This window comes from Streptomyces sp. NPDC053048, from assembly GCF_044547045.1.
GTDB lineage: Bacteria > Actinomycetota > Actinomycetes > Streptomycetales > Streptomycetaceae > Streptomyces.
The window spans coordinates 94,860-114,001 of record NZ_JBITZS010000009.1 but is presented as its reverse complement, the minus strand read 5'-3'; the positions used below and the strand labels follow the sequence as shown (position 1 = coordinate 114,001).

General features: G+C 70.6%; 20 protein-coding genes. 12 read left to right on the top strand and 8 right to left on the bottom strand.

Annotation, left to right across the window (positions count from 1 at the left end; genetic code table 11):
• Positions 1-94 precede the first annotated feature (94 nt).
• A complete protein-coding gene (locus ACIG36_RS24315; RefSeq protein WP_399931522.1) occupies positions 95-1,282 on the top strand; it encodes a cytochrome P450 in 1,188 nt (395 codons plus the stop codon).
• Here ACIG36_RS24315 and ACIG36_RS24310 read toward each other — a convergent pair.
• Positions 1,242-2,642 (bottom strand): MDR family MFS transporter, encoded by a 1,401-nt coding sequence (locus tag ACIG36_RS24310; protein ID WP_399931520.1) that lies wholly within the window; start codon positions 2,640-2,642, stop codon positions 1,242-1,244. The two genes, ACIG36_RS24315 and ACIG36_RS24310, sit on opposite strands and share 41 nt — an antisense overlap.
• Positions 2,639-4,135: a flavin-containing monooxygenase gene (locus tag ACIG36_RS24305; protein WP_399931517.1), complete on the bottom strand. Its 1,497-nt coding sequence runs from the start codon at positions 4,133-4,135 to the stop codon at positions 2,639-2,641. The genes ACIG36_RS24310 and ACIG36_RS24305 overlap by 4 nt, the downstream gene beginning before the upstream one ends.
• A gap of 266 nt (positions 4,136-4,401) precedes the next feature.
• Here ACIG36_RS24305 and ACIG36_RS24300 point away from each other — a divergent pair, with 266 nt between their 5' ends.
• Complete coding sequence (locus tag ACIG36_RS24300) at positions 4,402-4,767, top strand: hypothetical protein (RefSeq protein WP_399931514.1); 366 nt, start codon at positions 4,402-4,404, stop codon at positions 4,765-4,767.
• A gap of 10 nt (positions 4,768-4,777) precedes the next feature.
• Positions 4,778-5,980 carry a glutathionylspermidine synthase family protein gene (locus ACIG36_RS24295; protein ID WP_399931512.1) on the top strand — a complete coding sequence of 401 codons (1,203 nt, stop codon included), beginning with the start codon at positions 4,778-4,780 and terminating at the stop codon, positions 5,978-5,980.
• A 15-nt stretch (positions 5,981-5,995) separates the two neighbouring features.
• Here the strand turns inward: ACIG36_RS24295 and rocD are convergent, their stop codons facing one another.
• Positions 5,996-7,201, bottom strand: a complete 1,206-nt coding sequence (rocD, locus tag ACIG36_RS24290; protein ID WP_399931509.1) for an ornithine--oxo-acid transaminase — start codon at positions 7,199-7,201, stop codon at positions 5,996-5,998.
• A 124-nt stretch (positions 7,202-7,325) separates the two neighbouring features.
• On the opposite strand from rocD, the gene trpS reads away from it, so the two are divergent.
• The 3 genes from trpS (at position 7,326) to ACIG36_RS24275 (ending at position 10,006) form a co-directional block, all read left to right on the top strand.
• A complete protein-coding gene (gene trpS, locus ACIG36_RS24285; protein WP_399931507.1) occupies positions 7,326-8,339 on the top strand; it encodes a tryptophan--tRNA ligase in 1,014 nt (337 codons plus the stop codon).
• Positions 8,340-8,426: 87 nt separating this feature from the next.
• Positions 8,427-9,023, top strand: a complete 597-nt coding sequence (locus ACIG36_RS24280; RefSeq protein ID WP_399931504.1) for a 2'-5' RNA ligase family protein — start codon at positions 8,427-8,429, stop codon at positions 9,021-9,023.
• A gap of 95 nt (positions 9,024-9,118) precedes the next feature.
• Complete coding sequence (locus ACIG36_RS24275; protein ID WP_399931501.1) at positions 9,119-10,006, top strand: YihY/virulence factor BrkB family protein; 888 nt, start codon at positions 9,119-9,121, stop codon at positions 10,004-10,006.
• 13 nt (positions 10,007-10,019) lie between these two features.
• Here the strand turns inward: ACIG36_RS24275 and ACIG36_RS24270 are convergent, their stop codons facing one another.
• The gene (locus tag ACIG36_RS24270) at positions 10,020-11,627 is read right to left on the bottom strand and encodes a D-alanyl-D-alanine carboxypeptidase family protein (protein ID WP_399931498.1); all 1,608 of its coding nucleotides are present in this window, start codon (positions 11,625-11,627) and stop codon (positions 10,020-10,022) included.
• Here ACIG36_RS24270 and ACIG36_RS24265 point away from each other — a divergent pair.
• On the top strand, positions 11,527-11,808 hold the full coding sequence (locus tag ACIG36_RS24265; protein ID WP_399931495.1) for an SCO4848 family membrane protein: 282 nt from the start codon (positions 11,527-11,529) through the stop codon (positions 11,806-11,808). The two genes, ACIG36_RS24270 and ACIG36_RS24265, sit on opposite strands and share 101 nt — an antisense overlap.
• 141 nt (positions 11,809-11,949) lie before the next feature.
• Positions 11,950-13,515 carry an ABC transporter substrate-binding protein gene (locus ACIG36_RS24260; protein ID WP_399931491.1) on the top strand — a complete coding sequence of 522 codons (1,566 nt, stop codon included), beginning with the start codon at positions 11,950-11,952 and terminating at the stop codon, positions 13,513-13,515.
• Positions 13,516-13,537: 22 nt separating this feature from the next.
• On the opposite strand, the gene ACIG36_RS24255 is transcribed toward ACIG36_RS24260, so the two are convergent.
• Both ACIG36_RS24255 and ACIG36_RS24250 read right to left on the bottom strand, forming a co-directional pair.
• Positions 13,538-13,966: a hypothetical protein gene (locus tag ACIG36_RS24255; protein WP_399931488.1), complete on the bottom strand. Its 429-nt coding sequence runs from the start codon at positions 13,964-13,966 to the stop codon at positions 13,538-13,540.
• A 205-nt stretch (positions 13,967-14,171) separates the two neighbouring features.
• Positions 14,172-14,441 (bottom strand): hypothetical protein, encoded by a 270-nt coding sequence (locus tag ACIG36_RS24250; RefSeq protein ID WP_399931485.1) that lies wholly within the window; start codon positions 14,439-14,441, stop codon positions 14,172-14,174.
• Positions 14,442-14,948: 507 nt separating this feature from the next.
• Here ACIG36_RS24250 and ACIG36_RS24245 point away from each other — a divergent pair.
• Both ACIG36_RS24245 and ACIG36_RS24240 read left to right on the top strand, forming a co-directional pair.
• Entirely contained in the window at positions 14,949-15,206 is a 258-nt protein-coding gene (locus tag ACIG36_RS24245) for a hypothetical protein (protein WP_399931482.1), read from the top strand.
• Between the two features lie 384 nt (positions 15,207-15,590).
• Positions 15,591-16,331, top strand: coding sequence for an alpha/beta hydrolase (locus ACIG36_RS24240; protein ID WP_399931479.1), 741 nt, complete (start codon positions 15,591-15,593; stop codon positions 16,329-16,331).
• 106 nt (positions 16,332-16,437) lie between these two features.
• On the opposite strand, the gene ACIG36_RS24235 is transcribed toward ACIG36_RS24240, so the two are convergent.
• Together ACIG36_RS24235 and ACIG36_RS24230 are read right to left on the bottom strand one after the other, a co-directional pair.
• Positions 16,438-16,776, bottom strand: a complete 339-nt coding sequence (locus ACIG36_RS24235) for a DUF397 domain-containing protein (RefSeq protein WP_399931476.1) — start codon at positions 16,774-16,776, stop codon at positions 16,438-16,440.
• Positions 16,761-17,603 carry a Scr1 family TA system antitoxin-like transcriptional regulator gene (locus tag ACIG36_RS24230; RefSeq protein ID WP_399931473.1) on the bottom strand — a complete coding sequence of 281 codons (843 nt, stop codon included), beginning with the start codon at positions 17,601-17,603 and terminating at the stop codon, positions 16,761-16,763. The genes ACIG36_RS24235 and ACIG36_RS24230 overlap by 16 nt, the downstream gene beginning before the upstream one ends.
• A 121-nt stretch (positions 17,604-17,724) precedes the next feature.
• Between ACIG36_RS24230 and ACIG36_RS24225 the strand changes: the two genes are divergently transcribed.
• Positions 17,725-18,060: a hypothetical protein gene (locus ACIG36_RS24225; RefSeq protein ID WP_399931470.1), complete on the top strand. Its 336-nt coding sequence runs from the start codon at positions 17,725-17,727 to the stop codon at positions 18,058-18,060.
• 182 nt (positions 18,061-18,242) lie between these two features.
• On the top strand, positions 18,243-19,133 hold the full coding sequence (locus ACIG36_RS24220) for a hypothetical protein (protein WP_399931468.1): 891 nt from the start codon (positions 18,243-18,245) through the stop codon (positions 19,131-19,133).
• Positions 19,134-19,142: the final 9 nt, after the last annotated feature.

Below are 19,142 nucleotides of genomic sequence, written 5' to 3'. Positions count from 1 at the left end.
CCGAACGTTCGGGGCCGAGTACCTGAACGTTCCTGCTGGGTAGTGCTGCCCCGACCGCCGAAACCAGGGCAAACGCGAGCAGCAGGGGGCAATGATGAGCGAAGAGGTGTGCGACTTCCCGGCTCAGGACTTCGCGGGCGGGCCGCTGCCGCTGCCCCGCGCGCCCGTCTTCCGGACGCGGCTGCCCACCGGCGAGGTGGTCTGGGCCGTCACCGGCTACGACGAGGTGCGCACGGCGCTGGCCCACCCGCTGCTGGCGCGCGACATCACCGCCTACGACCCGGAGTCGGAGGCGCAGGGCGCCCCCTTGGCGGGCGGCGCCCTGCGCGACCGTACGCTCCTGCTCGACGGGCCCCCGCACGCCCAGTTGCGCCGGCTGGCGGTCCGCCCGCTGACGCCGCGCCGGGTGGCCGCCCTGCGGCCCCGCATCGAGGAGATCACCGGCAGGGTCGTCGACGCCTTCGTGGCGGCCGGGCCTCCGGGCGACCTGGTGCGGGGCGTGGCGTTCCCCGTGCCCATTGCCGTCATCTGCGAGATCCTCGGCATCCCCGAGAGCGATTCCGCCGTGTTCGGCCGGTGGGCGGACCGGCTGACGACGTTCGGCGCCATGAGCCAGGACGACTCCATGGACGCGCTGTTTGCCCTGCTGTCGTACCTGTCCGAACACCTGGCGGCCAAGCGCGAGCGGCCGGGCCCCGACCTGCTGAGCGAGTGGCTGGCGCCGGGGGAGGGCGAGGACCGGTTCACCGACGCCGAGCTCACCCAACTCGCCCTCGCCGTCCTCGTCGCCGGGTACGAGACCACCGCCACCGCGATCGCCGCCTCCGTCTGGCAGCTGACGCGCCGGCCCGATCAGTGGCGGACGCTGAGCGCGACGCCCGAACTTGTCCCGGACGCCGTGCAGGAGCTGTTCCGCTTCCAGCCGCGCGCACCGATGTTCCGCATCCTGGTGGCGCGCCGCGACCTCGAACTCGGCGGGGTGACGATCCGCCGGGGGGACGGCGTGATGCCCCTCATCTGGGCCGCCCACCGTGATCCCGCGTGCTGCGCGGAGCCCGACCGTTTCGACATCCGGCGCACCGACAACACGCACATCGTCTTCGGCCACGGCCCGCACACCTGCCTGGGCATGGCCCTGGCCACGGTCGAGCTCGAGGTGGTCCTCGGCGCGCTGCTGTGCCGCCTGCCGGGCCTGCGGCCGGCGGCTCCGCCGGACACGCTGCCCTGGCACACGGACCGGCTCACCGGGGGCGGCCTGGTGACGCTTCCTGTCCTGTGGTGACGGGCAGCGGCTTCTCCTTCATCGCGAGGGCCAGGACCAAGGCCAGCGCCATGAAGGGGACCGTCCAGAAGAAGACCGTCCGGAAGGCGTCGACGCGCTCGGCGGGGGTCGGCTGCCCGGCCCCCAGGCCCGCGGTGAGGATCGCGCCGAACAGCGCCGCGCCGAAGGCCCCGCCGAGGCTCTTGAAGAAGTTCAGGGTGCCGGTGGCGGCGCCCAGGTGGCGTTGCTCGACCGCGTTCTGCCCGGCCAGCAGGGCCACCTGCACACAGCAGCCGATGCCCACCCCCGCGACGGTCAGGGCCACGGCCAGCGCGGCCGGGCCCGTACTGCCGTCGGCGCGGCTGACGGACCACATCGCGGCACCCGTCAGCACCGACCCGGCCACGGGATAGGCCTTGTAGCGGCCGGTCCTCGTGATCAGCGGGCCGGACACCGCCGTGGCCGCCACGACGCCCAGCAGCAGCGGAATCTCGTACAGGCCCGCGGTGAACGCGGACTTGCCCTGCACGCTCTGCAGGAACATCGGCACGAACAGCATCGCCACGACGAGCACCAGCGTGGAGACCAGGAACTGGGCCGCCGCCAGGTCGAAGACGGGGGAGCGGAAGAGGCTCGGCGGCGTGAGCGGTGCGGCCGCCCGCCGCTCCACCCGGAGGTAGGCGGCCAGCGACAGCAGGCCGAGCGCGATCAGCCCGAGGACGACGCCCGACGTCCAGGCGTACTCGTGGCCGCCCCACGTGGTGAACAGCATCACGGAGGTGGTGAACACCGTGACCGTCACCGCACCGAGGACGTCGAGCCTTCCGCTGTAGACGCGGTGGGCCAGATGCAGCCTGGTGTGGACCGCCACGAGGGCCACCACGCCGATCGGCAGGTTGACGTAGAAGATCCAGCGCCAGGACAGGCCGTCGGAGAACGCGCCTCCCAGCAGCGGTCCGGCGACCAGCGCGAGGGTCGCGACCGCGCCCAGCAGCCCCAGGTACTTGGCCCGTTGGCGCGGCGGCACCAGCTCCGCCGTGATCGCCATCACCAGGGAGTTCAGCCCGCCGCCCCCGATGCCCTGCAGCGCGCGGAAGAGGCTGAGCGCGGCGACGCTGCGCGCCGTGCCGCTCAGCAGCGAGCCGATCAGGAAGACCACGATGGAGAACTGGAAGATCTTCTTGCGCCCGTAGAGGTCGCCGATCGTGCCGAAGACCAGCGTGGTGATCGCGCCGGTCAGCATGTACCCGGTCACGATCCACGGGGCGAACGCCGGGTCGTGCAGGTCCCTGCCGATGCTGGGGACGGCGGTCACCACGATCGTCTGGTCCAGGTTCGCGATGAACAGGACCAGCATCAGCGGGACCATCAGCACGATCACGGTCCGCCGGACCAGGTGTAGTCGCCCGGCTCGAAGCGGCTCAGCCGGCGGGTGAGCCGCCCCGTGGACCAGGGCCAGCAGAAGGTGTTGCGTCCGCCGGAACGGAGGTAATAGCTCGAGCAGCCGCCGGAGTTGTAGACGGTGGTGCGCAGGGCCCGCTGCACGGCGGCGTTGTACGAGGCCTGGACGGCCGGGCGGACGTCGAAGGAGACGTGCCCGCCCCGGCGGAGGCGGGCCAGCGCCCCCGCCAGATAGGCCAGTTGCGCCTCCACGACGGTGACGGCCGAGCTGGCACCGGACAGCAGATTGGGCCCCAGGAGCAGGAAGAGATTGGGAAACCCGGCCACGGACGTGCCGAGGTACGCCTGCGGACCGTCGCCCCACGTCTCGTGGAGCGTGCGGCCGTCCGCGCCGTGCACGCCGGAGGCCAGCGGCAGTTCGCCCATCCGGAAGCCGGTGGCCAGGACGAGGACGTCGGCCTCGGCCCTGGTGCCGTCGGCGCCGGTCAGCCGGTCCTTCTCCACGGCGGCCAGAGCGGTGGGGTGCAGGTGGACGTGCGGCCGGGCGAGCGCCGGGTAGTAGTCGCTCGAGGTCAGCAGCCGCTTGCAGCCCAGGCGGTAGTCCGGGGTGAGCGCCCGGCGCAGCCGCCGGTCGGGGACCGCCAGGCGCAGGTGGACACGGGCCGCGCCCTGCAGGGGCCGTACGAGCGCCGGGTGCCGGAAGGCGTAGCCGAAGCCCTCCTGCACCCCGTACTGCACCGCCCGCAGCGCGCGCTGGGCGGCGGGAGCCCGCCGCAGGCACCAGGAGAACGCGCGCGAGGTCGGGAAGTCGGGCTTGGGCAGCAGCCACTGGGCGGTGCGCTGGAAGAGGTGGACGGCCGCCGCCCGCTCCTGGATCGCGGGGACGACCTGGACCGCCGAGGCACCGCTCCCGACGACGGCGACCCGCCGGCCGGTGAGGTCGACGGAATGGTCCCACCGCGCCGTGTGCACCACCGGCCCCGCGAAGCTCTCGAGCCCCGGCACGTCGGGCCACAGCGGGCGGTGCCAGGGGCCGGTGGCCAGGACCAGCACGGCGGCGCTGTACGGACCGCCCGTCGTCTCCAGGCGCCAGCGGCCGCCGGTCCCGTCCCACCGGGCCCGCAGCACCTCGACGCCGCACCGCAGGGCCTCCGCGACCCCGAACCGTCCGGCGGTCGCCCGCAGATAGTCGTGGATCTCCCGCCGGTGCGCGAAGGTCCGGCTCCAGCCGGGGTTGGGGGCGAAGGAGTAGCAGTACAGCGCGGACGGGACGTCGCAGGCGCATCCGGGATAGGTGTTGTCCCGCCATGTACCGCCGAGCTCCTGGGCCTTCTCCAGCACCAGGAGGTCGTGGAAGCCCTCCTGACGCAGCCGCACCGCCGCGCCTATGCCGGAGAGTCCGGCGCCGATCACGACGATCCGTACATCCCTGCCCGTACGGGCACCCTGTGCGTGCTCAGGCTGAGGAGACATCGCGCTCCGCTCCCTCGGCTACGGGCCGGTGCGCTCAGTGTGGAGGCAACCGGAGGGCCGCCGTCAGGGCGCGAACCCGCGCGCGGGAGCCGTCCCCGGGCGCCCGGACAGCGCCCACCGGCGGCGCACACTCCACCGGCGGCGCGGCGCGAGGTGAAGCACCAAACCGTGACAGGTCCGGGACAAGCCCGGGACCGGCCGGAAACCGGCGGCGGCGAACCGGGGTTTAGGGTGTGTGGACTTCATTCGCGACGGGGGCGTCACACATGGCACAAAAGGAAAAAAGGCGACTGCGGTCCAGCACGGTCGTGCTCGGCGGCATGGGCGTGCTCGCGGCCACCCTCACCGCCTGCGGCTCCGAGCCGGACAAGCGGTGCGTGGACCCGAACAGCTACGACGTCAACCGCGGCTACAAGGTCCTGGACTCCAAGGCCTGCAAGAGCGGCGGCACCACGTCCAGTTCCAGTTCCGGCTCCGGGTCGACGGGATCGAGCGGCGGCTCCTCCGGCCGCTGGTACTACGGCTCCGGCAAGTCGGGCTCCAAGGGCGGATTCGCCGACAGCGGCACCTTCAGCAAGAGCCAGGCGGTCGACCGCGGCGGCTTCGGCTGTTCGTCCTCGAGCGGCGGCTGAGCGCACGACGATGCGGCGACACCGGATATCCCCCCGCCCCGGCTGGCAGGCCACCGTCGAGGAGCAGGGGCTGATCTACCCCCTCTCCCGGCAGCCCGACGGCTCGCTGCGCCCGTACTGGGACGAGAGCGCGTACTACTCCTTCACCCTCCCCGAGATCGAGGCGCTGGAGGAGGTCGTCGAGGAGCTGCACGCCATGTGCCTGGCGGCCGCCGCGCACATTGTCGAGCACGACCGCTTCGCCGACCTCGGCATCACCGACCCGCGCCTGGCGGCCCTGGTCGCCGAGTCCTGGCGGCGGCGCGCGGAACTGCCCTCCCTCTACGGGCGCTTCGACCTGCGCTACGACGGACGTCCCGGCGGCGGCCCGGCCAAGATGCTGGAGTACAACGCCGACACCCCCACCTCCCTCGTCGAGGCGGCGGGACCGCAGTGGTTCTGGATGGAGGAACGTTTCGCCGGTGTTCCTCACGCCGACCAGTGGAACTCCCTGCACGAGCGCCTGGTCGACGCCTGGAAGCGTCAGGCCGCCCTGCTCCCGCCCGGCGCGCCCCTGCACTTCGCCCACTCCGCCGGGGACGAACTCGGTGAGGACCTGATGACGGTGGCCTACCTCCAGGAGACCGCCGAGCAGGCCGGGATCGCGACCGAGGCCATCTCGATGGAGGACATCGGCTGGGACCACCTCTCCGGCCGGTTCGTCGACACCAGGCTGCGCTTCATCAGGGCCTGCTTCAAGCTCTACCCCTGGGAGTGGCTGGCCACCGACGCGTTCGGCCCGCGCGCCCTGGAGACGCTCGACAACGGCGGCGGCACCGGCTCGACGCTGTGGATCGAGCCCGCCTGGAAGATGCTGCTCTCCAACAAGGCCCTGCTCGCCGTCCTCTGGGAGCTCTACCCGGGCCACCCCAATCTGCTGCCCGCCTACCTCGACGGCCCGCGCGAACTGGCCCGTACGAGCGGCTACGTGGCCAAGCCGCTGCTGGGCCGCGAGGGCGCGGGCGTCACGATCCACGCCGCCGGCGCCGACCCGGTCGTGCGGGACGAGCCCTGCTGCTACCAGGAGCTCGCCCCGCTGCCCGACTTCGACGGCAACCACGTCGTGCTCGGCGCCTGGGTGGTCGAGGACGAGTCGGCGGGCCTGGGCATCCGCGAGTCGTCGGGGCTGGTCACGGACCAGTACGCGCGGTTCGTACCGCACGTGATCCTCTAGGGCCCGTCAGCCGGTTCAGCCCGCCAGCACCGCCCGCAGCTGGTCCAGGCCCCAGTCCAGGTCCTCCTTGGAGATCACCAGCGGCGGGGCGATGCGGATGGTGGAGCCGTGGGTGTCCTTGACCAGCACCCCGCGCTCCATCAGCCGCTCCGAGATCTCGCGCCCCGTGCCGCTGTGCGGGTCGATGTCGACGCCCGCCCACAGGCCGCGCCCGCGCACGGCGGTCACCGAGCCGGCGCCCGCCATCAGGTTCAGCTGGTGGTGCAGGTGCTCGCCCAGCTCGGCCGCGCGCTGCTGGTACTCGCCGGTGCGCAGGATCGCGACGACCTCCAGGGCCACCGCGCACGCCAGCGGGTTGCCGCCGAAGGTGGAGCCGTGCTCGCCGGGGCGGTAGACGCCCAGGACGTCCCGGGACGAGACGACCGCCGACACCGGCACCACACCACCGCCCAGGGCCTTGCCCAGCACGTACATGTCCGGGACCACGCCCTCGTGCTCGCAGGCGAAGGTCCGGCCGGTGCGGCCGAGCCCGGACTGGATCTCGTCGGCGATGAAGAGGACGTTCCGCTCGCTCGTCAGCCGCCGCACGCCCGCCAGATAGCCCGCCGGCGGCACCAGCACGCCCGCCTCGCCCTGGATCGGCTCCAGCAGCACGGCCACCGTGTGCTCGTCGACCGCCGCCTCCAGCGCGGCCAGGTCGCCGTAAGGAACGATCTCGAAGCCCGGGGTGTACGGGCCGAAGTCCGCCCGCGCCTCCTGGTCCGTCGAGAAGCTGATGATCGTGGTGGTGCGGCCGTGGAAGTTGTTGTCGGCGACCACGATCTTCGCGCGGCCGTCCGGTACGCCCTTGACGCGGTAGCCCCACTTGCGCGCGGTCTTCACCGCCGTCTCGACCGCCTCGGCGCCGGTGTTCATCGGCAGCACCATCTCCATGCCGCACAGCTCCGCCAGCGCCGCGCAGAACTCCGCGAACCGCTCGTGGTGGAAGGCGCGCGAGGTCAGCGTCACCCGGTCGAGCTGCTGCTTGGCGGCGTCGATCAGCCGGGGGTTGCCGTGGCCGAAATTCAGCGCCGAGTACCCGGCGAGCATGTCGAGGTAGCGGCGCCCCTCGATGTCGGTCACCCACGCGCCGTGCGCGGTCGCGATCACGACGGGGAGCGGGTGGTAGTTGTGCGCGCTGTGTTCCTCGGCTGCGGCGATGCTGCGTTCCGTGGCTGTCAACGTGTGCTCCGTTCCTGCGGTCGGGCGAGTCCGGGCATGCTGCTTGCCGTCTTTCTACACCGCTTTCCGCACCGCATCCCCACCGCTGAACCGAGTCCGGTTCCGCACCTGAGAGAATGAGGGCATGGCCCTTGATCGTCCGCGCGCTCTCTCCGGTATCCAGCCCACCGCAGGCTCGTTCCACCTCGGGAACTACCTCGGTGCCGTCCGTCAGTACGTGGCCCTGCAGGAGACCCACGACGCCTTCTACATGGTCGTCGACCTGCACGCGATCACCGTGGCGCAGGACCCGAAGGAGCTGCGGGCGAACACCCGCATCGCGGCCGCCCAGCTGCTGGCCGCCGGCCTGGACCCGGACCGCTGCACCCTCTTCATCCAGAGCCACGTCCCCGAGCACGCGCAGCTCGGCTGGGTGATGAACTGCCTCACCGGCTTCGGCGAGGCCTCCCGGATGACGCAGTTCAAGGACAAGTCCGCCAAGCAGGGCGCCGAGGGCACCACCGTCGGCCTGTTCACCTACCCGATCCTGCAGGTCGCCGACATCCTCCTCTACCAGGCGGACTCCGTCCCGGTCGGCGAGGACCAGCGCCAGCACATCGAGCTGACCCGCGACCTCGCCGAGCGCTTCAACGGCCGCTTCGGCAAGACCTTCCGCATCCCCGCCGCGCACATCGTGCGCGAGACGGCGAAGATCTACGACCTGCAGGACCCGACCGCCAAGATGAGCAAGTCGGCGGCGACGGCCAAGGGCCTGATCAACCTGCTGGACGAGCCCAAGGTCTCGGCGAAGAAGATCAAGAGCGCGGTCACCGACACCGACACGGTCATCCGCTTCGACGCCGAGAACAAGCCGGGCGTCAGCAACCTCCTCACCATCTACTCCACGCTCACCGGCACCACCGTCGCCGACCTCGAGCAGAAGTACGAGGGCAAGGGCTACGGCGCGCTCAAGACCGACCTGGCCGAGGTCATGGTGGAGTGGGTCACCCCCTTCCGGGCCCGGACGCAGGAGTACCTGGACGACCCGGAGACGCTGGACGCCGTCCTGGCCAAGGGCGCGGAGAAGGCCCGTGCCGTCGCCGCCGAGACGCTGGCCCAGGTCTACGACAAGCTGGGCTTCCTGCCCGCGAAGCACTGAGCCATCCGGATAGGTGATCTGGCAGTGGACGCGGCGCAGCCGTCACACTGACCACGGGGACGACAGGCGCACAGGAGGGAGAACGCAGTGGGGACCGTAACGCTCGGCGTTTCGATCGCGGTCCCGGAGCCGTACGGAAGCTTCCTCCAGAAGCGCCGCGAGGGCTTCGGCGACCCGCACGCCCACGGCATTCCCACGCACGTCACCCTGCTGCCGCCGACGGAGGTGGACGCCTCGTCGCTGCCCGCGATCGAGGCCCACCTCGCCGAGGTCGCGGCGGCGGGCCGGCCGTTCCGGATGCGGCTGTCGGGGACGGGTACGTTCCGGCCGCTGTCGCCGGTGGTGTTCGTCAACGTGGTCGAGGGCTCGGCCTCCTGCACCTGGCTGCAGAAGCGGGTGCGGGACGCGTCCGGGCCGGTGGCCCGGGAGCTGCAGTTCCCGTACCACCCGCACGTCACGATCGCCCACGGCATCCCCGAGGACGCCATGGATCGGGCCTACGCGGAGCTCGCGGACTACGAGGCGGCCTGGACGATCCACGGCTTCGCGCTGTACGAGCAGGGCCCGGACGGCGTCTGGCGGCTGGAGCGGGATTTCCCTTTCGGACGGACTGAGGTGGACGGCTCACCCCCGGCCGTGCCCCGCCAGACGGGCGTGGCGCGCCCGCCGGCGCCGTCCCTCTGACGGACGGCCCCGGCTCTCGGGGCCGCCGGCCCGGCGCTCGGGACCACCCGCCCGGGTGAGGCGTACACCTGCCCGCGGAATGGTAGGTGTGGATCATGGACTGGCTGACCCGGCTCCCTCTGATCGGCCCGCTGATCGAGAAGGCGGCCCGCACGCACGCGTGGCGCTCGTACGAGACCCTCGACCGGGTGAAGTGGACCCGGCTGGCCGCGGCGATCACCTTTACGAGCTTCGTCGCGCTCTTCCCTCTGCTGACGCTGGGCGCGGCCGTCGCCGCCGGGATACTCACCGAGGCGCAGACGCGGGACCTGGAGCGCCGGCTGACCGAACAGGTGCCCGGCATCTCCGGCAGCCTCGACCTCAGCAGCCTCACCGACAACGCCGGCACGGTGGGGATCGTGGCCGGCGCGCTGCTGCTGTTCACGGGCGTCAGCTGGGTGGGCTCGCTGCGCGAGTGCCTGCGGGCGGTGTGGGAGCTCGAGGAGGACCCCGGCAACCCCGTGCTGCTCCGGCTCAAGGACGCGGCGCTGCTGGTGGGCCTCGGCGGGGTGTTCCTGCTGTCGGCCGCCTGCTCGGCGTTCGCGTCGGCCGCCGCCGGCTGGGTGGTCGAGAAGGCCGGTCTGGGCGACGTCGGCGGGCTGCTGACGGCCGCGGGGTTCTGCGCCGCCGTGCTCGCCGACTTCCTGATGATGGGCTTCGTCCTGTCGCGCCTGCCCGGTGTGCTCCCCGCCCGCCGCCGGCTCGTGGTCGGCGCGCTGCTCGGCGCGGTCGGCTTCGAGGTGCTCAAGCTACTGCTGAGCGGCTATCTGCAAGGGGTCGCGGCCAAGAGCATGTACGGCGCGTTCGGCACGCCCGTCGCGCTGCTGCTGTGGATCAACTTCACGGCGAAGCTGACGCTCTACTGTGCCGCGTGGACGGCCACCGGCGCGGACCGTGAGGAGGCGGACCTCCTCGACGCGGACACGCGGCACAGCGAGTCGTAGCCCCTCAGGGCGGTCAGTCCTTCGGCTTTTCCCCGCCGCCCTTGTCGCTGCCCTTGTCCCCGTCGGGCTTGGTGGCCGGCGTCGGCGAGCGGTGCCGGGCGACGCGGGCGGGCAGCGGATGGCGGCGGTTGACGACGTACCCGGCCGCCGCCAGCAGCGCCAGCGCCGCGCCCGTGATGCCGACGGCCGTCCACATGCCGTCACCGCCGCCACCGGCCACCGACGCCTGGGCGCTCTGCCCGCCCTGGCCGCCCTTCCCGCCGCCGGACTTGTCGGCCCCGCTCTTGGGCGCCACCAGCACCCCGACCGGCTTCACATGGCCCGCGGCCTCGAAGCCCCAGTCCAGCAGCTTCGCGGTCTCCTTGTAGATCTGGTGGGGCTCCTTGATGTCCGGGTTCATGACCGTCACCAGCAGCTTGCGGCCGTCGTGCTGGGCGACGCCGGTGAAGGTGTTGCCGGCGTTGGTGGTGGAGCCGTTCTTCACGCCCGCCATGCCCTTGTAGGCGGGCACGCCCTGCCCGGTGAGCAGGCGGTTGGTGTTGGTGATGGGATACGTCTCGCGCTTCTTGCCCGGCTTCTCCTCGCCCGGGAACTGGGCGACGGCCGTCGAGCAGTACTCGCGGAAGTCCGCCTTCTGCAGCCCGGAGCGGGCGAACAGCGTCAGGTCGTAGGCGCTGGAGACCTGCCCGTCGGCGTCGTAGCCGTCGGGCGTGACGACGTTGGTGTCGAAGGCCTGCAGATTCTCCGCGTGGTCCTGCATGTCCTTGACGGTCTGCTTGATGCCGCCGTTCATCGACGACAGCACGTGCACCGCGTCATTGCCCGAACGGAGGAACACCCCGAGCCACATGTCGTGGACGGAGTACGTCGAGTCCTCCTTGATCCCGACCGCGCTGCTGCCCTCGCCCATGCCCTCGAGCTCGTAGGGCTTCACCTTGTGCTGCTGGTTCTTGGGCAGCCTCGGCAGCAGGGTGTCGGCGAAGAGCATCTTGAGGGTGGAGGCCGGCGGCAGCCGCCAGTGGGCGTTGTGGGCGGCCAGGATGTCGCCGGATTCGGCGTCGGCGACCAGCCACGAGTCGCCGCTGAGCTCGTCCGGGAGCGCGGGCGCCCCCGGGCCGAGGCGGACCTGGGTGCCGGGTTTGCCGAGCAGTTCGCCGCCCACCGTGGACATCTTGGCGGGCGGTCGTTTGGGCGGCTTGCCCTTGCCGTCCGCCGGGCTCGCGCTCGCCTTGGGGCTCGCGCTGGGACTCGGGGACGGGGCGGCGAGCACGGGAGCGGCGGTCGCCAGGGGGAGCAGCAGCGAGGCGCCGGCCGCCAGCGCCGTGGCGGTGGTGACCGTGCGGTGGCGTCGGCGGCGCGTCGCGGAGTACCGCGCGGCGGAACGCGGTGGAGTCGAAGTCTTCGTCGGCACGCTGGTGAACGTACCGCCACGCCCCGTGACCTGTGACGGCGCCTCACTGCCGGCCTGCGTCGAGGACCCGATAGGACCAGTGCGGGCGGGGAAACGCATACTGAAACCCATGGTGAATTCTTCCGGGGAAGCGGCCCCGCGAACCCCCGCGACCCTCTCGCGTCCCGTGTCCTGGTTCCTGCTCGCCTTCGGGGTGTGGAGCTGGTTCATCTGGATCACTTTCGTCAAGAACCTCTGGAAGGACGGCAGCGGCCTCGCCTTCGACGACGCGGGTGAGCCCACCGGCTACTTCTGGGTGCACCTGCTGCTCGCGATCACCTCGTTTCTTCTGGGGACGGCTGTCGGGATCATCGGGTTGCGTGGGGTGCGGGCGTTGCGGCGCACCTCATAACGGACAGGCCGGGCGGCCCGCCCCGCCTGTACGCACTGCCCTCCCGCACCACGGCTGGCGATCACTTGGCCGATTCCCGGGACGTACGCGCGTTCGCTTGTTTACGGTGATGCGCATCACTGGGCGGGAGGGGCGCAGGCGATGCGTGGTGTCCGGATTCGGGTGGGAACGACAGTCCTGGCGGCGGCGCTGCTGGTGGGGTCCGTCGGGGGTTGCGGGGTCCTGGAGGGGGGTGGATCCGGCCAAGGGCCGATCACGGTGGGCACGACCGACACGGTCAGCGCCCTCGACCCGGCGGGCGCCTACGACGCGGGCTCCTGGGCGCTCTACAGCAACATCTACCAATCGCTGCTGACCTTTTCGCCGGGGTCCAGCGCCCCGGTGCCGGACGCGGCCCGGCGGTGCGGCTTCGAGGGGGAGGGGTTACGCACGTACGTCTGCGAGCTGCGGCCGGGCCTGACGTTCGCCAACGGGCACGCGCTGACGGCGGAGGACGTGAAGTTCTCCTTCGACCGCATCGTGCGGATCAGGTCCAAGCAGGGTCCGCTGTCCCTGCTGGAGACCCTGCGGTCGGTGGACGCCTCGGCGGCGGGCGACAAGGTGACGTTCCGGCTGAAGGTGCCGGACGCCACCTTCCCGTTCAAGATCGCCACCGGTGGCGGCTCGATCGTCGACAGCGAGACCTACCCGGCGAACCGGCTGCGCGCAGGCGACGAGGTGGACGGCTCGGGTCCGTTCGTGCTGAGCGGCTATACGACGGGCGCGACCGCCGAACTGAAGCCCAACAAGCGCTACCAGGGCGTGATGAAGCGGGCGGGCAGCGAGGTGACGGTCCGCTACTTCGCGGACCCGGGCCGGCTGAGCCAGGCCTGGCAGGACAAGTCCCTCGACGTGGTCGGCCGCCAGCTGCCGCCCGCCGACCTGGCCGGGCTCTCGCCGACGGAGACGGCCTTCCGGGTCAGCGAGACACCCGCGGCCAACATGCGCGCGCTGGTGTTCAACCTGCGCGACGGCTCGCCGATGCGGACGACGGCGGTGCGGCAGGCGATCGCCGCGATCGTCGACCGCAGCGCGCTCGCCCGGGACGTCCACCTGCGCACGGTGGAACCCCTGTACTCCCTCATCCCCCAGGGCCTCACCGGCCACACGACGTCCTTCTACGACACCTATCCCAACCCCGACCCGGAACAGGCGGCGGGCCTGCTGCGCCGCGCGGGTGTGAGCGTCCCGGTCCGCTTCGGCCTCGCCTACTCGAGGGGCGCGGCCACGGACCAGGAGGCGGCCCTGCTGAAGAAGCAGCTCGAGGCGACGGGCCTGTTCCGGGTGGAGACGCGCCACGTGGGCTGGAAGGAGTTCCAGGAGGGCTACGCGCGCGGTGCCTACGACGCGTACACCATCAGCTGGGTGGCCGACTTCCCCGACCCGGACACGTTCACGACCCCGCTGGTGGGCGCCGGCAACGCCCTCCACACGGGGTACACGAGCCCCCGCATCGAATCCCTCATCCGCGCCACCCAGCAGATGGACCAGCGGGCCAGGGTCTCGCCCGACTTCCGCAGCATCCAGAAGATCGTGGCCGAGGACGTACCGCTGGTGCCGCTGTGGCAGAAGAAGGACTACGCGGTGAGCCGGAAGTCGATCTCGGGGACGCAGTACCTGTCGGACGGGACGGGGATGTGGCGCCTGTGGCGGCTGAAGCGGATGTGAGGGGGGCGATGCGTGGCGTGGATCAGAAGCGGTTGCGCTCGTCGCTGGCGAAGAAGAAGCCGAAGGCGGCGCTGGCCAGCGCGACGATCGGGGTGATGACGAGGCTGATCTCGCGGTAGTCGTCACTCTTGAAGTGGGTCCAGTGGCCGAGGACGAGGGCCAGGGTGGGCATGCCGGAGAGGAGCCCGACGAGCCATAGGAGCCCGACGGCCAGGGTGCGCCGGGTCTCGTGCATCCGACGTTCCCTCGAGCCCACGACCTGGTCGTCGCGGACCGTCGTGTTCGGCTGGAGGTCCTCCTCGAACTCCCCGAGCGTGCGGCCGGCCGGAGGGGCCGGTGCGGCCGGTGAGGCCGGTGAGGCCGGTATGAGCTCCCGGAGGAAGCCGGTGTCGAGGCCCTGGCCGTCGGGCATCTCGTCCTCGATCAGATCGTCCGGTCCAGCGTTCGGCACGGGCATCATCTCTCTGCTTCGGGGGCTTGGGGAGCTTCGGGGGCTTCGTGAGCGGGTCGAGCAGGGGCTTGCCGGGGGAGGGGGGCTTGCTGATCGGGCGGCGGCCAGGGGGTCGGGGGTCCGAGCGTCCAGACGGGCACGTCGGCGGAAGGCGCCTCGTCCTCCCATAACTCGTCGTCGTGCGGGGGCAGTCGAGGCGGTTCCGTCATGCGTGGCCGCATTCCTTTCGCTGGCCGGGGACGCAGTGGCAGACGGGGATCGGGGGCCCGATCTTCCACGTCTCGACGTCGGGAAGCGGCATTTCCTCCTCCCGGAGCAGCACTTCGCCGTTCAGGGAGGGGTCCGGGTCGTTCGGGCCGATGAACGCCCCGACGTCGGTGGCGGGTTGGTGTACCTGGAGCAGTTGACAGGCGTTGTGCCACTCGTGGAAGGGCGTGAGGTAGCCCCCCACCGTGGCGTTCTCGCAGATCCTCACGCGTGGTGCCCCCTCCGAGGTTCGCCCGAGGGCGAAGGGATGACGGTGCCGCAGATACCCCCAAGCGTTGCCTGGGGCAGTCTACCGCATCTGGTGTGACCGCGCTCAGTACAAAATCCACATCGGATGTGTATCCTCAGCACATCCTGACTGCATCCAAGGCTCATTACATGCAGATTCGCTTGACATGGAGTGTCTTCGGTGGGAGCGTGAGGGAACGCGTTAGGTCCAGTCCGGCTGAAGGGAATGGTCTGATGGGTCACTTAGCTGCCCTGTGAAGTCCGAGCCGGCTGGCGTGACCGCCGGTGCCGTGGTGGCTGTGGTTGTTCATGGGGGAGACCACGCCCGAACGGGGCAATGGGGTTGCCTCGTTCATGTGTGCGGCAATGGATGTCGACTCGTGCGCACGTATCTGTTCGGGGTGACCCAAGTCTGTTGGACGGGGTGGGTGGAGCCCGAACATCGTTGTGCCCGGGTCTCGTGAACCTTCGAATTGGGAGCCCTGGCATGCCCGAGAACTCGACCGACACGCCCACCACGGCGGCGACGACCGATACGCAGATCACTCGGCTGAGCGTGAACATCAACGCGGAGACAGCCACGAAGCTCCGATGGTACAAGGAGCAAAAGGGCATCTCGATCACGGAGACCATCCGCCGCGCGGTGGCCCTGCTGGATCTCGTGGAACGGGAGACGGCGAACGGCAGCGAGGTTCTGCTCAAGTCCCGTGACGGCAAGTCGGTCCGTCAGCTATGGATGGTCTGACGTCCGTCGGCCTCGCCGAGTGTGGAAGACGGTGCAGGAGCGCGATTCCGTAGCTCTGTTGCGCATGCCGTGAGGACGCGCCGAAGGATGAGCAGTGCCGCCCGACAGCGAAGGGCCCTGCCGTCCGGTTCCAGCAGGGCCCTTCCGTCCTTCAGCGGCCGGTCAGCCGACGAGCTGGACCTCGCCGTGCGTGCCGTTCGCATCCACGCCGGGGTAGTAGCTCAAGTTGCCATTGCTCCAGCGGATGAGGATGTCGTTGGGGCGGCTGGAGGCGGCGGTGAAGGAGCCGGCCGTGAGGATCTGGGCGTTCGCCGGAGCTGATCTGCGCGGCCTACGCGCGGTGCCAGTCGTCTGCGCTCGCGCCCTGGCCCTGGTGTGCTTAGCGTGGAACGGCAGACCGGAGCAGGGGGCGAGCGGATTGGTGTGATGGCGATGGCGGGCAAGCCGGCGGTTGTTCTGGTGCACGGTTTCTGGGGCGGTGCCGCCCACTGGGGCCAGGTCATCATCGAGCTGAACAAGCGCGGCTTCACAGACCTGCACGCCGTGGAGAACCCGCTGACCTCGCTGGCCGACGACGCCGAACGCACCCGCAAGATGGTCCGGCAGATCGATGGCCCGGTGCTCCTGGTCGGCCACTCCTACGGAGGCGCGGTCATCACCGAGGCGGGCGACCTGTCCAACGTCACCGGGCTCGTCTACGTCGCCGCCTTCGCCCCCGACACGGGCGAGAGCCCGGGGCAGATCAGCCAGGAAAGGCCGCCCGCCGCGTTCGAGAACCTCGCCCCGGACTCCGACGGCTACCTGTGGATCAAGCAGGACAAGTTCCACGAGAGCTTCGCCCAGGACCTGTCCGTGGACGAGGCCCTGGTCATGGCGGTCACCCAGAAGGCCCCGCTCGGCTCGACCTTCGGCGACACCGTCACCGCCCCGGCCTGGCGTGCCAAGCCGGTCTGGTACCAGGTTTCCACCGCCGACCGCATGATCCACCCCGACAACGAACGCCGCATGGCCCAGCGGATGAACCCCCGCAAGACCATCGAACTCGACGCCAGCCACGCCTCGCTGGCCTCCCAGCCCGGCCCGGTCACCGACCTCATCGAAGAAGCAGCCCGCAACGCCGCCTGACCAGCAGGTAGCTGAGCGTGATTCCGGGCGTGAACGCCCCTCTTGACATCGGCCGCCTCTCAGGCCGACCGGAGGCTGCCGAGGCCCACACGTGGACCGCCAGCTGCTAGCGCGTCTTCTTCACGGTCGCCACGAACGCGGACCAGGCCTCGGCCTGGAAGAGCAGGGCAGGGCCGGCCGGACGCTTGCTGTCGCGGACCGGGACCGGGGCAGGGGCGGTGCCGCTGGGTATGTTGTCGGCCACCTCCAGGCAGTCCTCCTGGCCTGCGCTGTACGTCGACTTACGCCATGCGGCCTCGCCCACCTCGACGCATTCGCCCCCGTCGGGGTTGCTGTAGCTGGACTTACGCCATGCGGCCTCGCCCACCTCGACGCACGCGCCCCCGTCGGGGTTGCTGTAGCTCGACTTTTGCCAAATGACGGCGTTGCTCAGGTTGGCTCGCATGTGCCGAATTCCTCCATTGCTCTTTCGATCCATCTGCTGGAGAGGGCCGGTGAGAGCGCCGCTGCATGCGCGTGATCATAACGATGCGACTGTCTCGCCACTGCCCGGCGCTCCTTGACCAGCCGCGTCATGGAAGCGCCACCTTCGAGGTATGCCACGTCGGGAGCGTTGTCGAACGACAACAAGGTCACGGAGTCGCCCATCGCAGCGTGGCAGCCGGCAGCGAACGGCAGCACCTGCACCTCGACGTTAGGGGCGGTTGATGCCTCCAGCAGGTGTGCCAACTGCTGCCGCATGACAGCAGGTCCGCCGACCGAACGACGGATCACGGTCTCATCGAGTACAACCCAGTACAGGGGAGGGGAAGCCCTCTCGAGGATGGCCTGTCGGGCGAGTCGCGCAGCGACCTTTTCCTCGACCTCGTCCGCAGTGAACCAAGGCAGCTCTTTGCTCATTACCTCCCGAGCGTAGGCCTCGGTCTGGAGCAGGCCGGGAATATGGTGCGCCAGGTATTTGTGCACCGCAATCGCCTTGGCCTCGTACTCCCGGTACTTCAGGAACGCGTCGGTCGGTGGGAAGCGGTCGACGTGAAACCACAGGTCGGTCAGATCGCCGTCCGCCCCCAGCAGCTTGTCCAGGCGGTCGGAGATGTCCTTGGGCGGCGTCTCCTTGCCCAGTTCGAACTGGGCGATCCTGTTGTGTGCGATGGGGACCTGAGCCCCCAGCTCCCGCTGCGTCCAGCCCGCCCGTACGCGCAGCTTGCGCAGCTTCGTCCCGTACAGCGCTGCCAATGACGCCGACGGGTCAAGTTCCTTCGGTGGTGGCACCGTTGTCACCCGTTTTCGCTTTGTAAGGCCGAAAACCGTTACCCCTGGTGAGCGTAGCTCCCTACCTCGAGGCTGGGAACCGAATCCGGAACGTACAGAACACGACCGAGGTATCGAGCCCATGGACTCAGAGACGATTCGCCAGACCGCCGCCCGCGTGGCCGTCGAGCTGCACGACGCACTCCGCACGCACGGGTACTCCGTACAGGTCGTGCCCGAGCCGCCGACCTACGGGCAGGCGTACGTGACGTTCCTGAGCGCGCTGCGGGAGGACGAGGCGCGGCTGATCACCGATGCGCTCAAGGCCTATCCGGCGCGACGGAACAGGCCGCAGTCCTGCGAGGAGTGCCGGACGATCAAGCGGGACTGGGCCACCGCCCAGCGCGCGGGCGATCGGGAAGGGGCCGCCGCGCTCGCATGGAGCATGGGCCAGCACCAGCGAAGGTTGCACTCCTGAACGAACTTCAATCGTACGGGTGTTGGAGGTCCGGAGCCGTTCGTTCAGGCTTGCGCGTCCACTACGTTTACGCACAAGCGACCCCCAACCCCGGCTGCCACCGGTGAAGGGGGTCTACACCCACGCGGAGATCGGACCTCTACGAGATGCACCAGCATGCTAACGGCCCCAGGCGGTACTTCATGCAAGTTCCGTACGACATCATCCGTCACCCCCGGCTCTCCTCCAACGCCATCCACCTCCTCCTCTACTCGCTCTCCCTCCCCTCGGACGTCGATATCTCCCTCTCAGAGGCCGCCCGCCGCGCCGGGATCAAGAAGGCCGCCTTCATGCGAGCCAAGCGGGAGTTGATCGCCGAGGGTTACTTCCACGAGTGGCGCGAGCAAGGCCCCGGTGGCCGGTGGCGTACCACTCAGCTCGTCTCGAACACGCCTCTCACCCCCGAGGAGGCGACGTCCGTGCGCCCCGGTGGGTCGCCGCCTGCTCCGCCGACTGCTCCGGAACCGGTTGTCGGTGAGCCGGAGGGCCCGGCCGTCGGCCATCAAACCCCTGAAGACAACCAGGGGGAGAATACGACCCACCCTCCCCTCCAGCCCGTCGGCGACGATCCGCTCGCCGAACGCGGCGCGCAGGCGCTCGTCGCCGTCACGCGGGGGGACCGTCGCTTGCGGCTGTCGAGCCGTGACGTCGCCCAACTCGCCCCGCTGGCAGCGGAATGGCTCCGGCGCGGGGTGTCCCTCGGGCAGATGCGCGAGGACCTGACCGCGGGGCTTCCCGCTCAGGTCCGGTCCGCCAAGGGGATCCTCCGCGATCGGCTGCTGCGCAAGATGCCGGATCCGGCGGCCCCGGCCTCCGTGCCGCCCGTCGCCCCACCCCAGCCGCTTCAGGCCTGCTCCGGCGGCTGCGGCCGGCTGTTCCGGCCCTTGGCGGAGGAGACGGCGTGCCGTGAGTGCCGCTGCGAGCAGGCCGCGGGGGCGCCGCCCGGCGACGACACCTCCGGCGCCGTCGCCGCGACACGGCGCGGCATGGCCATGGTCCGCGAAGCGTTGAGTCTCGGCGCGAGCAGCGCCTGACGGCGCACG

Excerpts from the sequence above, each read along its gene's own strand:
- ACIG36_RS24315 (WP_399931522.1), top strand. The coding sequence starts at position 95 with ATGAGCGAAGAGGTGTGCGACTTCCCGGCTCAGGACTTCGCGGGCGGG.
- ACIG36_RS24305 (WP_399931517.1), bottom strand. The coding sequence starts at position 4,135 with ATGTCTCCTCAGCCTGAGCACGCACAGGGTGCCCGTACGGGCAGGGAT.
- ACIG36_RS24300 (WP_399931514.1), top strand. The coding sequence starts at position 4,402 with ATGGCACAAAAGGAAAAAAGGCGACTGCGGTCCAGCACGGTCGTGCTC.
- ACIG36_RS24295 (WP_399931512.1), top strand. The coding sequence starts at position 4,778 with ATGCGGCGACACCGGATATCCCCCCGCCCCGGCTGGCAGGCCACCGTC.
- trpS (WP_399931507.1), top strand. The coding sequence starts at position 7,326 with ATGGCCCTTGATCGTCCGCGCGCTCTCTCCGGTATCCAGCCCACCGCA.
- ACIG36_RS24275 (WP_399931501.1), top strand. The coding sequence starts at position 9,119 with ATGGACTGGCTGACCCGGCTCCCTCTGATCGGCCCGCTGATCGAGAAG.
- ACIG36_RS24265 (WP_399931495.1), top strand. The coding sequence starts at position 11,527 with ATGGTGAATTCTTCCGGGGAAGCGGCCCCGCGAACCCCCGCGACCCTC.
- ACIG36_RS24270 (WP_399931498.1), bottom strand. The coding sequence starts at position 11,627 with ATGAACCAGCTCCACACCCCGAAGGCGAGCAGGAACCAGGACACGGGA.
- ACIG36_RS24260 (WP_399931491.1), top strand. The coding sequence starts at position 11,950 with ATGCGTGGTGTCCGGATTCGGGTGGGAACGACAGTCCTGGCGGCGGCG.
- ACIG36_RS24245 (WP_399931482.1), top strand. The coding sequence starts at position 14,949 with ATGCCCGAGAACTCGACCGACACGCCCACCACGGCGGCGACGACCGAT.
- ACIG36_RS24235 (WP_399931476.1), bottom strand. The coding sequence starts at position 16,776 with ATGCGAGCCAACCTGAGCAACGCCGTCATTTGGCAAAAGTCGAGCTAC.
- ACIG36_RS24225 (WP_399931470.1), top strand. The coding sequence starts at position 17,725 with ATGGACTCAGAGACGATTCGCCAGACCGCCGCCCGCGTGGCCGTCGAG.
- ACIG36_RS24220 (WP_399931468.1), top strand. The coding sequence starts at position 18,243 with ATGCAAGTTCCGTACGACATCATCCGTCACCCCCGGCTCTCCTCCAAC.